13 protein-coding genes and 3 pseudogenes are annotated in these 14,337 nt (G+C 44.5%); 7 read left to right on the top strand and 9 right to left on the bottom strand.

Features of this window, described 5'->3' with window-relative positions:
- Positions 1 to 79: 79 nt before the first annotated feature.
- On the bottom strand, positions 80 to 745 hold the full coding sequence (locus QUB44_RS25870) for a hypothetical protein (RefSeq protein WP_333371995.1): 666 nt from the start codon (positions 743 to 745) through the stop codon (positions 80 to 82).
- A 110-nt stretch (positions 746 to 855) separates the two neighbouring features.
- Between QUB44_RS25870 and QUB44_RS25865 the strand changes: the two are divergent.
- Positions 856 to 1,053 (top strand): annotated as a pseudogene (locus tag QUB44_RS25865) (IS4 family transposase); the annotation flags it as partial.
- Between the two features lie 189 nt (positions 1,054 to 1,242).
- On the opposite strand, the pseudogene QUB44_RS25860 reads toward QUB44_RS25865, so the two are convergent.
- The 3 genes and pseudogenes from QUB44_RS25860 to QUB44_RS25850 all read right to left on the bottom strand — a co-directional run.
- Positions 1,243 to 2,197 (bottom strand): annotated as a pseudogene (locus QUB44_RS25860) (IS4 family transposase); the annotation flags it as partial.
- Positions 2,198 to 2,267: 70 nt separating this feature from the next.
- A complete protein-coding gene (locus QUB44_RS25855) occupies positions 2,268 to 2,564 on the bottom strand; it encodes a transposase (RefSeq protein ID WP_333371993.1) in 297 nt (98 codons plus the stop codon).
- Positions 2,561 to 3,160, bottom strand: a complete 600-nt coding sequence (locus QUB44_RS25850) for a helix-turn-helix domain-containing protein (RefSeq protein WP_333371991.1) — start codon at positions 3,158 to 3,160, stop codon at positions 2,561 to 2,563. The genes QUB44_RS25855 and QUB44_RS25850 overlap by 4 nt, the downstream gene beginning before the upstream one ends.
- Before the next feature lie 196 nt (positions 3,161 to 3,356).
- On the opposite strand from QUB44_RS25850, the gene QUB44_RS31275 reads away from it, so the two are divergent.
- A complete protein-coding gene (locus QUB44_RS31275; RefSeq protein WP_445299927.1) occupies positions 3,357 to 3,650 on the top strand; it encodes an ISAs1 family transposase in 294 nt (97 codons plus the stop codon).
- Between the two features lie 319 nt (positions 3,651 to 3,969).
- On the opposite strand, the pseudogene QUB44_RS25845 reads toward QUB44_RS31275, so the two are convergent.
- Positions 3,970 to 4,597: pseudogene (locus QUB44_RS25845) on the bottom strand (Uma2 family endonuclease).
- 145 nt (positions 4,598 to 4,742) lie between these two features.
- Between QUB44_RS25845 and QUB44_RS25840 the strand changes: the two are divergent.
- The 3 genes from QUB44_RS25840 (at position 4,743) to QUB44_RS25830 (ending at position 7,254) form a co-directional block, all read left to right on the top strand.
- Positions 4,743 to 5,312 (top strand): HD domain-containing protein, encoded by a 570-nt coding sequence (locus QUB44_RS25840; protein WP_333226579.1) that lies wholly within the window; start codon positions 4,743 to 4,745, stop codon positions 5,310 to 5,312.
- A gap of 50 nt (positions 5,313 to 5,362) precedes the next feature.
- Positions 5,363 to 6,496, top strand: a complete 1,134-nt coding sequence (locus tag QUB44_RS25835; protein WP_333371988.1) for an ABC transporter ATP-binding protein — start codon at positions 5,363 to 5,365, stop codon at positions 6,494 to 6,496.
- Between the two features lie 353 nt (positions 6,497 to 6,849).
- Entirely contained in the window at positions 6,850 to 7,254 is a 405-nt protein-coding gene (locus QUB44_RS25830; RefSeq protein ID WP_333226574.1) for a hypothetical protein, read from the top strand.
- Between the two features lie 63 nt (positions 7,255 to 7,317).
- On the opposite strand, the gene QUB44_RS25825 is transcribed toward QUB44_RS25830, so the two are convergent.
- From QUB44_RS25825 to rbfA, 3 genes are all read right to left on the bottom strand, one after another.
- Positions 7,318 to 7,551, bottom strand: coding sequence for a DUF4327 family protein (locus QUB44_RS25825; protein WP_333057778.1), 234 nt, complete (start codon positions 7,549 to 7,551; stop codon positions 7,318 to 7,320).
- A 362-nt stretch (positions 7,552 to 7,913) separates the two neighbouring features.
- Positions 7,914 to 9,557, bottom strand: a complete 1,644-nt coding sequence (locus tag QUB44_RS25820) for a glycoside hydrolase family 3 N-terminal domain-containing protein (RefSeq protein WP_333371986.1) — start codon at positions 9,555 to 9,557, stop codon at positions 7,914 to 7,916.
- 71 nt (positions 9,558 to 9,628) lie between these two features.
- Positions 9,629 to 10,063 (bottom strand): 30S ribosome-binding factor RbfA, encoded by a 435-nt coding sequence (gene rbfA / locus QUB44_RS25815; protein WP_333160269.1) that lies wholly within the window; start codon positions 10,061 to 10,063, stop codon positions 9,629 to 9,631.
- Positions 10,064 to 10,262: 199 nt separating this feature from the next.
- Between rbfA and QUB44_RS25810 the strand changes: the two genes are divergently transcribed.
- Positions 10,263 to 10,466, top strand: coding sequence for a hypothetical protein (locus QUB44_RS25810; protein WP_333371984.1), 204 nt, complete (start codon positions 10,263 to 10,265; stop codon positions 10,464 to 10,466).
- Between the two features lie 126 nt (positions 10,467 to 10,592).
- Positions 10,593 to 10,832 carry a regulatory protein SipA gene (gene sipA, locus QUB44_RS25805; protein ID WP_333160268.1) on the top strand — a complete coding sequence of 80 codons (240 nt, stop codon included), beginning with the start codon at positions 10,593 to 10,595 and terminating at the stop codon, positions 10,830 to 10,832.
- A 121-nt stretch (positions 10,833 to 10,953) separates the two neighbouring features.
- Here sipA and QUB44_RS25800 read toward each other — a convergent pair whose 3' ends face one another.
- Positions 10,954 to 14,319: an EAL domain-containing protein gene (locus QUB44_RS25800; protein ID WP_333371982.1), complete on the bottom strand. Its 3,366-nt coding sequence runs from the start codon at positions 14,317 to 14,319 to the stop codon at positions 10,954 to 10,956.
- Positions 14,320 to 14,337 lie beyond the last annotated feature (18 nt).

Raw genomic sequence — 14,337 nt, 5'->3', positions numbered from 1 at the left:
TTCGACTTTTTTTGACGCTTTTATTGATTTTAACTATTTTACGCTTATTCGGATATTTACAAAACCGGGATGCTCCCGATCAAATCCGGTTGGAGGCCCGTGTTTTCCTCACTCTTTTACCTTGAAAATATAAAGAGGTTCCAGGCACTATTCCTAATTCATCTAATCGCTGCCAAACTAAATGCTCTGTTTCGATACAATGATTCTTCTTCAGTCTTAAGCAAAAAAATACACCCTTTTCCCTCAGCCAGTTTCCCAAATCGACAGAACAAAATTCACGGTCTCCTAAAACGATGACTTTATATTCGGAAAATAATGGTAAAACTTGCTGTAAATTGCCTGTTTGTGACTCGAAGTTACTGTTTCCCAATTTGGGCAACAGTGACCAGTATAATGGAATTGCTCTTTTTTCCCAGATTAGGCTCACCATAAAAAGATTAATGCTGCCCCATTGACTGCGGTCGATTGCAATTGATAAACGAGTACCAATGGGGCAATAAGTGGTCAACCAATAAGTAATTAAGGGGAACCAAATTAATGAGATAGTTAAGTTTGGTAAATCCAGAAATCTTTGTAGTTTTCTACGCCGACTTTCCGTTGTAATTGGGTAAGGAAATACCCGTGCCAGTCGTTCTAATCTCACTTGTTTTTCTGATTGTATCAAGGGTAGCAAGATTTCAATCAGTTTCAATTGAGCTAAACTTAGTTGTTTTTTTAAATGAATGAGGTAGAATGTTGGTATCATTATTTTTTGGGATAGGCAAGCGTGTAACAATTCTGCTGCCTATCTTTTTTTACCACAAGTTGGGTCAATCCTTACTAACTATGGGTTTCAGGCGGGTTGTCACCCCCCAGCAAAGACCAAAGGAAGTGGTACAAGAAATTTATGGTTTACTACTAGGACATTGGGCTATAAGGTCATTAATTTTTCAAGCAGCAAGCAGCGCAGGTGTTTCACCATTGCGTCTTTCTTTTACTGGAACATTACGAGTTATTCGTCGCGCTCTCCCTAAATTTCAGCGGTTACAACCACAGGAACTTCCCTTTTTTTGAGTTGGTTAACTTGGGATATCCTCGATCAAATTATACCGGAAAGAGTTCACAGAAACAACCCAAGAGTTGTCAAAAAACCTGTTTCAAAATTTCGCTCTAAACAAGTTAAACACAGAGGTACTGGAATCATAATAAATCCTCCTGTATTTATTGTTTTAAGCACTGCATAGCCCTTAACTGAACCGTATTGCCATATAACTGAGTTAATTTTGAACAGTGTAGCGCTGGGCATCCAGTAACGTTGTGACTACAATAATACGCTCTTGTCGAAAGCCACGGCGTTGAATTCGCAAGCAGACTTCCCGAACAATGAAATTAGATGGTAATTCCTCAAATTCCTGATGACTCATGTGTTTGGGACACTGTTGGGGCTTATTCCAAACTACTTTATGGTCGCCAATTCCCAACTTCTTACCCCGCCCTTAAGTCCGTTTTACGGAGATGATTTTTCCGAAAAACAGCGTCTGCTCCCTGCTGTTTTACCAAAACTAAATCGACATAATTGCCGTAAGCTCGATCGGCTAATATCACATCGGAGGGAACTAAATTCGCATACAACAGACGACTCATCACAATCTCACTCGTCGCCAATGAAGCAATACCAGCCGATACCACTGCACCTGTGAGCAATGAAAACAGCACTACCATTTTCGCGATGGGAAATCCACACCCAGTTTTTTGATTGCTGTGTTGCGGATACTCAGCTTGATTAGCCTGGGTATCACTCATCAACACGGTTGTGCCGTCTAGTACCCGCACCTGTCGTCCACACCATTGCTGTTAGGCGAGGAACTTGCTTTTCTAGTGCCTCTGCCACTACAGGTACTAACTGTTGGACAAGTCTTTCAGGTAGTCGTTGACGAGCTTTACTGTATGCCCCCGTGTCTGAAGAAGGAGGCTTGACTCCAGCTACACTCAGCCAGGTACTCATCCGCTTCACCGCTTGACTCAAACTTTTGTCTGGATCTAGTACCTGAGATACCATTGCCCATAAGGTCACTATCGGTGTATAGACGCTGTTGTAGTATCTGATATCCTCCAAGGCCAGAAGCTCTTTGACTTTAGAGTCTGGTAGCAATTCTTTCCAGGGTAAGGCGACGCTCTGTAAAAATTGTTGCTTGAGAATAGACGCACGATTGGGCATACTAGAGAGAGATATTTTGGTTTGTAAGGCAATTATCTACGCAGATATTGCCTTACAGATTTTTTTTTGCTCACTTTTTCAGTGACATTGGACTATAGGCAGGTAAATATATTGGCATTACATGGTCAGCCCAGTCTAATAATAGAGCTTTATGGAAGCTACCATTATCCATGATAATTAGATTGAAAGTCTCTGAGTATTTTTGACCAAATCCATTTAAAAACTCTTGAAAACAGTTGTAATTGAGCTGAGAAAATTCTTGATAATATTGTTCGCCTGTTGCTGACTCTACGACTCCATAAATATAAAAGTTTCCTCGTTTCCATTGCTTTTTGTCAATGGGTTTTACCCCCTTTAATGTAATCATTCTGCCCGGCGCATAGTAAGTAATCCAAATCTACTCTCGTCCTGACACCATATCCTTACAGGCTTGGAGTTTCCGAAATATTTAATCATTACTTTTATGAGCTCACATAGTTTTTTTTTGCAGCTTGCCTGCACCTCTTCGTTCGCTTTGTTACTTTGGGGTCTTGGGACTTTCAGGTCAGCTTTCAATTTATAATGTACTAGGTCATGTACCACTTTATAACTCACTTTAATTCCGCATTCTTTTTCTAGCCAGAGCTGTAATTTGCCATAACTTGTTTCTCCCTGGGGTTCTTGCAGTTTTTTGATTAATTTTTCTCTCACTTCTGGTGGAATATCTGGAGTCTTTCCGGGAGCTTTTTTTATGCTAAGTAATTCATTAATTCCACCTTTTTTGTAAGCTCTTAACCAACGATATATTGTTGAAGAGTCTCGTTTTAACATCGTGGCTAATTCTGCTCTTTTTTGGATTTTTTTGGTGGCCAGCCAGTATAATACCAGTAATTTTTCTTTATTTACGGCGGTCGCACTCCGTTCGAGTCGATGCTCTAGTTCCTCAACCGTTTCCTGGATTTGTACCTGAAGTTTGTTCGCCATATTCGATTTCCTCTACTTTTACCCTATATTTTAGTGTACCTTCATAGTGAATTGGTATTATTCAGCAAACCCCAAGTAGAAGCTGGACATCATCGAGTGGAAAAAAGACAAGTGTGGACTGTTGATGTATCCGAGTTACCACAAGTGCATAATTAAGCATTATGGACTGGATTAAAAACAGTTGTCATGATAGTTAGTGAACGGCGGCTGTGGAATAAAACCACGACGCTCAGCTCGTTTTTACTTGAGTAGTTTAAGCAGTAATGCTGAGACAATTGCTGGGGCTATCCGCAGTCATTGGGGCATTGAAAATATCTTACATTGGACGCTTGATGTTACATCTTGTGAAGATGAAAGCCGGATTCGGAAACAGAACTCTCCCGAAAATTTTGCACTTCTACGTCGATTAGCCATAAATTTACTGAAACAAGAAAAAACTTCCGGCACAAAGTCTAAAAATGAAACGGTATCGAGCCGGAAGGGACAATAATTATTTAGTTAAAATTTTAAACTCTGCCAGTTAATGCTCGAAATCTAACACCTATCTAAGAAGGAAAATTATCCGGCTTTAAGAACTTCAGAAAATCTTAAGGTTCTGATTTAATCTGAGCAATTAGGGTTAAAATTAAGAATTTTAAGAAGGTTTTTTTAGTGATTTAGTAATGCACAAATTCACGTTTATGTCAAATTAATTTAGATGCGTTTACCCTGACTCATTAAGCCCCGTCTCAACCTAAAGTTAATTACCTCGAAATCCATTGTTTTAAGTGCTATTTTTGTAATTTTAATATATTATTTTGACAAATTCCTCAAGCCAACAATTCACTCACAGCTACGCTAAAACCTGTAAGTATCCTTTGAGTGTTAACAACTTCATCCGCATTAAACAACCGCCAGCATTGCCCTGCATTCACAAATATTAATCTAGCTTCAGGAAATAGCAACCAAACTTCTAAACATCCCGATTCCTAATATTCCTGAGCTTTCGCAAATAACTCTTCGCCGCTATCTTCGGGGGAAGCAACTTCCGCTATCAAAGGAAAACTTTGTTTGGGAAAATGCTGTAAAATTGCCTGATTCTGGCAGGAGTTCAGGAGTAATGTAAGCAACATCGGGACGGCGACCCTGCTTGCTAGTGCGGCAAAGGACTTCTGTAAGAACTTCTCCTCCCTGTCCGCTGGAATTTTTGTAATTTCTCCAGGATGTAGATAATTTAGATTGAGCGAGACCGTGCTTGAATGTCATTCCTGTTTTCTCCAATAAGTTGCCGTCAACCCATTCCCTTCTATCAGGAGGCTTGACTAAGAACTCTTCGAGAGATATGACTTTTTTGGGCTGAGATTCTGGGTAAATTTCGGGTGTGTTTTCTAATTTTGGATGTAATTCTGGCTCTGAGTTTTGGTCTGCATCGTTGGGTATAGTTATAGTAGCTGTCATGCTTGCAAGCTCTGTTTAACGATTATAATTGTACAAGCGATCGCTCTCGATCGCATCTTTATGATCTTATGGAACTTGGTAGATTTTGTCTTTTCAACTTAGCCCGACAATTTATATATCATAGCAATTCAGAAAGGTGACTTTCATGATTCTCTCAAACCGTTTTTCTGAAGCCCTCACCTATGCTGCCGAATTGCACGCTACCCAAGTTCGCAAAGGTTCCGGCGTTCCCTACATTGCCCATTTGTTGGGCACTGCTAGTATAGCTTTAGAATATGGGGCAAATGAAGATGAGGCGATCGCAGCTTTGCTTCATGATGCGATCGAAGATCAAGGCGGCGCCACCACCCGCGAAGCCATCCGCCGCCGCTTTGGGGATACTGTCACAGCTATTGTAGACGGCTGTACAGACAGTGACGAGACGCCGAAACCCCCTTGGCGACAGCGAAAACAAGCTTATATCGATCGCATTTCTACAGCTTCTGCCTCGGTCAGATTAGTCTCGGCTGCTGATAAACTTTATAATGCTCGATCTATCCTGAAAGATTCCCGTCAATTAGGAGATACTGTTTGGGAACGCTTCAAAGGTGGCAAAGACGGTTCTCTCTGGTATTATCGTTCTTTAGTAGAAGCATTCCGCCAAGCTGAGTTAACGCCTATAGTTGAAGAATTAGACCGCACAGTTTTAGAATTAGAACAGTTTTCTGAACCCTGAAGGCTGAAGGTAAAAAGCACTAATTATCAATTACCAATTACACTTAAAAAATGGCAAATGTTCGCTTAGAAAATATTACCCGACGCTACCAAAACGTCACCGCGATCGAAAACATCAGCTTCAAAATCCCGGACGGGGAATTTTGGGTATTAGTCGGGCCCTCCGGCTGCGGGAAATCGACAATTATGCGGACAATTGCAGGTTTAGAAACCGCCACTTCCGGCAATCTTTACATCGGAGATAATTTAGTTAACAACATTCCGGCGAGACAGCGGGATGTAGCAATGGTGTTTCAAAATTACGCGCTTTATCCGCACATGACTGTCGCAGAAAACTTGGCATTTGGATTGCGGATGCGGAATGTTGACCCGACTAAAATTCAAGAACGAGTCGAAACAGTAGCCCGATCGCTCTCGATCGACCACCTTCTCAAGCGTAAGCCCAAACAGCTATCAGGGGGTCAGCAGCAGCGTGTAGCACTCGGAAGGGCGATCGCCCGCGAACCGAAAGTATTTCTTTTAGATGAACCGCTTTCTAACCTCGATGCTCAACTGCGAGATGACACTAGAGCAGAACTCAAACAACTGCATCAACGGCTGGGAATTACTACCGTTTACGTCACCCACGACCAAGTGGAAGCGATGACTTTAGCTGATAAGATTGTAGTCTTAAATGGGGGAAAAATTCAACAAATTGGAGACCCGCAAAGCATTTATGCGAAACCAGCTAACCGCATGGTTGCCACATTTTTAGGCAATCCCGCCATGAACATTTTGCCGGCCATTTATACTAACGAATCCTTTCAAATAGGAGATCAAGCTTTAGTCTGTCCGCCCTCGATTCAGAAAAAATTGCAGGCGAGAGAAGGACAAGGGTTTGATTTGGGCATCCGTCCAGAAAATATAGAAATCTTTACGCCACAAACAGTAGAAGATGATGATTTGAAAACCGATGTTTGGGCTTTAGAAAAAGTCCCCCTCGATGTAGAGGTAAAAGTAGTGGAACCTCTGGGGCGAGAAACTTTAATTAGGGCGAGTTTGCCTTCGGTGAGCACTGAAACTACTGTACAGTTGCAAGTACCTGCGAGTGTTCGCTTGCGATCGGGCGATCGGCTGACGGTACAGCTTGACTTCGATCGAATATTTATATTTGACCCCTCCACCGGTGAGGCGCTGTATCCTTAATGGGCTTGAACAGGATTTACGCACGGGTAATCAGCCACCGGGTTTTTTAGTCGCAGTGCCTAAGTCCTGTTCAATCTAAAATCTAAAATCTAAAATAGACTGAGCCTTCCTGTTGGAAAGTCTCGATTCGTAGTTACAAAAGTTTACACTTGACATTTATTAATTTACGCAGTAATGGTACGATTAGTATTGGCACAACGGGAAAACGTCCCCCCAAAAGCTGATATTTCCTGAATCGGGGCGATCGCGACCCACAACGCCAGCATCTTCCCGCTAAGAAGCGGCTTTACGCCCCGACTTGGGAGCAACTAGCGAACCAAAAACTCAGAAAAACGTTCTAGCGGCATTTTTAGATGAATCCCGACAACCTGCCTCAAATGCTGCAAACAGGATTTCACCTAACTTTAGGTGCAACTTCCTTTTTAATTGAGACATTGCAAGATCCTCTGAAGCGAGAAGAAAATCTTGACAAACTGAAGTCAGATTTTGGCCAGCTAGCCGATGAGCTGCTGGAAAAAGGAGAAATGACAGAGCGAGAAGCCCGGAATTTTGTAGATACTATTTTCTCTCAACCGGGCGATCGGGAGAATGCAGACAGTGAATCTGTCTCGCCCAAGCAATCAGATGCAGCGACTGATGCTCCTCCCGATTCGGTTGTACAGCCTAACGTAAAGCTAGAGATTCAAGAATTAACTGCACAGATGGCAGCGCTGAGGGCCGAGTTGGAAAATTTGCGCGCTGAAAATTCCCAGTATTAAAGAATCAAGAGTCTTTAACACAGCCGGAGTTTACTTGCCAACTTAATTTAAGAGAACCAAAATTTAGTCATTGTCCCATTTTTCAGAACCTATCAGGTCGGCAATGCGATCGCGCAGCAAGAAGTCACATTTTTCTAATTCGCACTCTACACAGGCCCATTCCCGAGGCGGAATGAATTGGCAAAGCGTGTATATAGGCTGTTGGCGGCTCAGTACGCCCTCGTGGACAAGGTGACGCGCTTCATCTTGGATCACATCTAAAGAGTATTGGATTTGGGGAATAGTGGAGTGAATCATAATGCGCCCTCAATGTTTTACTAAAAAATTTTATGGCCCTGGTAATAATATAGTCCAAACTTACGAATATGTAAGTTAAATTTTGTCCGTATACAGCTATACAATTCACTGCCGTAAATAAAAATAAATTATACGAATCATTAGTAAGTGATGGGATCTGTCTTAGGATATTGATAAACAGCACATTTTCCTGACTAGGAAGCGGATCTGCTGGAAAGTTCAATTCAGAACTTAGGAACCCGCATCGGATTCCCGGTTTCTGGATGCTTTGCCACCAAAGGCAACATTTGTTGCGAGAAACCGGGTTGATGAATTTAAGTCCTGACGGAAACAGCAAAGGAAAGATTTAGGAGTCCGGCAACTCAAGCATTACCAGTCCCGTCAATGCCGAATAGCACTTCTAGAACGAGAGATTGCGCTGCCGGCATTTGCCCATAACAAAATACATAAGGAATACTCGGAGGCAAGTGTGGCAAAAATTGCTCTAAAACGTAGGGACTGCCGTAAATTAACACAGCTTGCAGTTCTCCCGTCTTTAATAATTTCTTAAACCAATCTTGAGCTGCTTCGGTCAAACCTGCACTGCCTCGGAAGCAATTGCCACGAATGAAAATTTGCAGCAGTGTCGGAGAAAAATGCTCTGCACCTGTATTATCAGCGATCGCACCTGTGCGATCGTCAATCAGTTGCAATTCGTAACCAAACTGTTCCGGAAGGGCGATGGCAGGAGTGTGGTTTCCCAAAAACTCGCACCCCAAAACATCATCTACAACAATCAAATTCCGCAAAAGCTGGTTTTCTGGGGGTTTTGCAACCTGCAAAGGTAGATTGCCACCAAATTTCAAAGAATCTCGCAAAATATCGGCAGCAGTTGCCCTTGCCTGTGGGTTTGCCAGCAAACTTAAGTCGATCGACTCCAGGGATTGTAAATTCTTGCTCCCCCCCTTAGCAAGGGGGGGTTGGGGGGGGTCAGAAATCAACATACCCACCTTTATTTTCGCTTTCCAAATGCGCTTGACAGATTCCTTAATTTGTGATATTGAAATCCGCCCTTGAGTGACAGCTTCGCAGACCGCGAGAATCGCCCCTTCCGGGTCAAGTGGCATCAGCAAAACATCAGCACCAGCCTCAGCAGCCAAAACAGCAGCTTCATTAGCGCCGTACTTATTGGCGATCGCACCCATCACCAAAGCATCCGTCACAATCAAACCTTCAAATCCCAACTCTTCTCGCAGCTTCCCGATCAAAATTTTGCGAGAAAGAGTAGCAGGAAACTCGGCATCCCAAGTCGGAATCAGCAAGTGAGCACTCATCACAGCATCGACCCCAGCAGCGATCGCCTCAACAAACGAAGGCAACTCAACCTCGGCCAATCTCGCTGGCGAATGCGGCAAAACCGGCAATTCCAAGTGAGAATCAACCGCCGTGTCTCCGTGGCCGGGAAAATGCTTAGCTGTAGTCAAAACCGGGTGCTCACCTGCGCCGCGAATAAAAGCAGCGGCTAACTTCCCGACAATTTCCGGTGTCTCGCCAAAAGCGCGGACGTTAATCACAGGATTGTCGGGATTGTTGTTAACATCAACCACTGGTGCGAGAATCCAATTTAGACCGATCGCCCTAGCTTCGATCGCAGTGACAGCGCCCATTTGTTCAGCATATCGATCAGCTTTACCTGCATCGTGCCGCGCAATTTCAGCAATCGCCATCGGCGGCCCGAACCAAGTCGCCCCCGCGAACCGCTGGCCGACACCTTCCTCAATATCAGCCGCCAGCAGTAGCGGAAACTTTGCCCAAGACTGCAATTGGTGCGATCGAACTGCCAACTCCGCAGCACTTCCCCCGACCAAAATCACACCGCCGACGCCCAACTTTTCCAGATAATAGCGGAGTTTGCTAGCAGTTGGTTCCCATTCGGGATAGCGAATTTGGTGGTCGAACAAGCAGCCAGAAGCGCGCACCACGAACATCTGGGCTACCAGTTCGGGCAAGGAAAGATTGTCAATCATGGGAAATTAGGAATTGTTTGTTGACTGTTGACTGTTGACTGTTGACTTTGGGCTGTTGACTACCTTCAGACCTAATCCTCGTCTGCTTCTAAATCATCATCATCATTTTCATTGCCATCGGCCAATTCTTCGTCATCAAACATACCCGGTTTGCGATCGGCAGAAAGCTGATTCAGCAGTATCAACATTTTATCGCCCCGTTCCAAAGAACGGTCTTCCAGAAAAATCACCTCCGGCGTCCGGCGCAGTTGCAATCGTTGGCCCAACTGGTTGCGGACGTAGCTAGTAGCAGATTTCAAACCTTCCATAGTTTCAGCCTTCGCCTCATCAGTACCGTAGATGCTGACAAAAATTTTTGTATGCTGAAGGTCTCCAGAAACAATTACGTCGGTAACGCTAACCATACCGGCACCTACCCGGTCGTCCTTGATTCCATTCAGCAACATCAGGCTGACTTCCCGTTTAATCATTGAAGCTACACGCTCAATGCGACGACTTGTAGCCATAACACCTACTCCTCTACTTTCCTAATCAGCCATTTTCATCCCGATTGACAATTGTAGCGCGATCGGTCATGGGTGTTACGGGCGATCGTCCGAGTTCGGGGTGAGATACAGCTTAGAGGAAAAAAATGTTTGATTGCCTATAGGTGAATATATAGCTAATATAGAGAGGTAGAGTGAGAGACAGCTTAGAGGAAAAAAAATGTTTGATTGGATTGTCCAAACCGTAGCCGATGCTTCAGGGGTAACTAACCAGCTAAATATAGCTGAATGGGCAAGATTGAACAGAACTAACCCTTTCGATATGGGAGCCAAAAACTACCAACGATGTATTCATGACTTAGGGTTAGGGGGAAAATATTATGAACTTGAATATAACGAAGATGGTACCCTAAAATATCAATAATTTTGCCGATAATTCCCTTAATTACGCTTCATAGTTCTCCATTTTATTATCTTCCCTAATCAATCAAACAAAAACATTCTTTGTTAAAATTCCTTTATCGCCGTGTTTTTTTAGGCAATAAAACTTATGGAAAAAGAATTTACAATCGGTCAAAAAGTCCGAGTTGTGGCAATGCCACCTTACGTCAAAACTGCCGAACCGATGCCAATGCTGCGGCCTGCGAATTTAATTGCGATCGGCGCCGAAGGCGTTGTGATCGATCGGCGTCCCGGCAATTATTGGGGAATTCGCTTTGACAAAGGTGCTTTTCTGTTAGACAGTCAGTACATTGAAGCAGCGGAAACAATTGTAGAAGGTAATGGGTAATGGAAAAGGGGGAATGGGGAATTGAGATCACAACTTAACATCTCCCTTTTCCTTGTTCCCTCAACATCCCTCCCTTAAATCCGTTAAATCCCATTGCTTGCTCCTTGCCCAACATCCTTCTTCAACAAGCCAGCTTACCCTCAAAAGCCAAAGAATTAACAGGAAACTCCCCCAAAACTTCCTCTAAAATAGGAGAGGTGAAGTTACAAGGTTGAGGCTTGCCCAAATGATAACCTTGAGCGTAATCTACCCCAAGTTCATTGAGTTTATCCATAATTGTTTGATTTTCAACATACTCGGCAATAGTTTTAATTCCCATGACGTGAGCGATTTTGGTAATAGCTTCCACCATTGCGATATCAATAGGATTATCGACAATATTCTTAATAAAATTGCCGTCTATTTTGAGATAATCAACCGGCAAGCTTTTGAGGTAAGCAAAGGAAGACATCCCGCTGCCGAAGTCGTCCAAGGCAAACTGGCAGCCTAGTTCCTTGAGTTGCCAAATCAAGCTGGCAGCCTTGCTGAGATTACCGATCGCCACGGTTTCGGTAATTTCAAAACAAATTATTTGCGGCGGTATTTGATGGATGGAAAACTGTTCCTGAATAAACTCGATAAACTTTTCTTCGTTGAGGCTGTCCCCAGAAAGGTTAATTGAATAAAGGTTGGGATATTTGCCAAATGACGATGGCAGATCAGACAAAAGAGAGCAAGCAGGGAAGGTAACTATTTTCTCGCTGTCTACCCCGGGGTTTTGGACTAATAAATTTGCCGTGAAAAATTTAGATAAATTGCTAAATAAAGTACGAATTACCCAGCGGTCGATCGCGTGCATCAAATTGTAGCGTTCTGCAGCCGGAATAAACGCCATCGGCGACACCAACTCACCAGTTTCCCACTGGAGGCGCAGGAGGATTTCGCAGTGGGTTCCGGTGGTTGGAGAATTGAGCAAAGGTACGATCGGCTGAGAGTACAAGCAAAAGCGATTCTCTTCTAAAGCTTGATGAATTTGCACCACCCACTCGGTTTCGCCGTGCTGTTTGATTAATTCTTGATCGCCGGCTTGATAAACCTGTACCCGGTTGCGACCTTTATTTTTAGCAGCGTAGCAGGCCATATCGGCCGCGCTTAAAATCGTAGATGTCGAGGCTGCTTTGGGATGGATTGCTACCAAACCAATACTGACGCCGATCGAAAAAGTCTTGTCCTGCCACGCAAAGCGGAATCCCTGAATGCTTTGCAGCAGCGTTTCAGCCACATTCAATCCTCGTTCGACGGGACAATGGTACAGGAGTACGGCAAATTCATCGCCACCCAGACGTGCCAACATATCGGTTTTGCGGATATTGCTTTTAAATAGCTGGCTGACTTGGCGCAGCAGTTCGTCCCCAGCAGCATGACCGCAGGTGTCATTAACTATTTTGAAGCGATCGAGATCCAGGTAAAGCATCACGTGTTCTTGCCCGTAACCTTGAGCGCCGTGTAGGGCGTGCTCTAGCTGGTATTCAAATTCCCGGCGGTTGACTAATTGCGTCAGGGGGTCATGAGTTGCCTGCCAGGTGAGTTGCCGCGCTTGAGTTCGCACTTGGGTGACATCTCGGAACACAACGACGGCCCCGACAATTTCGCCGCTGCTAGCGTGGATGGGGGCGACGCAGTGGTCGATCGCAAATTCAGTGTTGTTGTGGGCAATCAGCAAATTGTTGCGCCCTTGGTCAACAATCCGACCTTCGCACAAAGCGATTTCGGCGATATTTTCGATCGGCAGCCTGGTAGTTTCGTCAACTATTCTCAGCACTTTGGCGAGGGGTAAACCTTTAGCTTCCAATGTAGACCAACCCGTGAGTATTTCGGCAACTGGATTCAGGGTGGAAATGCAGCCGTCGGCGTCAGTAGTGATTACGGCATCACCGATCGATTGTAGTGTTACCTGAGCGAGTTCTTTTTCTTTAAAAAGTGCTTGTTCCATGCGCTTGCGATCACTAATATCGCGCTGCACCGACACCCAGTGGGTAACGTTCCCGGATATGTCGGCAATGGGTACGCTGTTGAGTTCCACCCAATAAGTTGAACCGTCTTTGCGGTAGTTAATCAATTCTAGGCGTAGGGGTTCTTGGCGAGAGAAAGTACGGCGAATTTTAGCGACTTGGGTGGGGTCGCTTTCTGGGCCGCGCAAGCAACTGGGGGTTTGTCCGATGATTTCTTCGGGTAGGTAGCCCGTCATTTGGGTAAAAGCTTCGTTGGCATAGATGATGGTGGGGTCGGAGATATCGCTGTCTCCCGCATCCATAATCACGATTGCGTCGTTAGCGTTCACTACAGCAGATTCTAAAAGGTGAAGTCTAGCCTCGGCCCTAACGCGGGTAGCAATTTCGCTTTCTAGTCTGGCGTTAGTCAAGCTGAGGGATGCGATCGCTTTTTCCAATTCCCTAGTCCTTTCTGCCACTGAATCGTGTAGAACATCGATCGCCCCGGACATTTCCATCGGGTCAAGTACACGCAGTATGTTGGTTTGAGTAACTATTCCCAGGAGTTCTCCCTGTTCCCCCGTTACTACCAACCTGCGGACTAAACGCTGGTGCATTTCCTGATGAGCTACCCACAGCGAGTCTTCTTGCTTGAGGCTAAATAAGGGGGTACTCATCACAGTTTGGGCGATCGTTTGCGACAAATCTATATCTAAAGCTTGAAATTCTACAATATCCCGTTCTGTAACTATACCTACTGGAATGGGGAACGGTAAATCCATCGATAATTCTGTTGATTCGGTAATTACTACGCAGCTAACGCGGTGCTGCGCCATCAACTCAGCTAAACTCCTAACTGACGCGGAGCGAGGTGCTTGAATGACTTGTGCAGTCATTACTTCTTTCACGCGGCGCATTTTTAAGATATTTGCCGGTTTCAGCATGGCTTGGCGAATGCTTTCCGGGGTAATTACTCCTAAGAGTTGACCTTCAGTGTCCAATATTGGCAAGTGCTTAATTCTTCGTTGCCCCAGCAGAATTAGGGCGCTGAAAATGTCTTGAGTCTCGGATTTTGTCAGAGTTGCGGCAGGCTGCCTCATCACTTGTGCGATGGTGACACCTTTTAAGTTTTTGCCCGAGGCAATCAAATCGACAAGATCCCTTTCGGTGAAGATTCCTTGCAATTGAGAATGTGGAGCAGAGTGCGAGGATAATTTTAAGAGTGATTTTTCCACGACAAAGACGCAGATACCTGTCGCGTCTCTGAATGCACTTGAGGTGGGGGGATTTGCGATTTCTGTTAGTGGCTGATAGATATCGGTTGGTGGAATGTCTGCGTTTAGAGAGCAACTTGGGCGCCGTTGGCCCATCAGGGTAATTACTTCTGCTAGTGGGGTATCGGGCGCAACTGTCAAGGGGTAGCGGTCTATTACTTGAGCTAAGGTTGGCAGATACTTGGATGAATCGTTTTTGAGCATATTTAATTGAGTTTTGCGATCGCGTGGACTCTGCGACATTCCAAAAAAGTGCTGATT

Source organism: Microcoleus sp. AT3-D2, assembly GCF_036705715.1.
In the GTDB taxonomy this organism is placed as follows: domain Bacteria; phylum Cyanobacteriota; class Cyanobacteriia; order Cyanobacteriales; family Microcoleaceae; genus Microcoleus.
The sequence above is the reverse complement of the archived record's forward strand: the minus strand, read 5'-3'. Positions and strand labels throughout refer to the sequence as shown.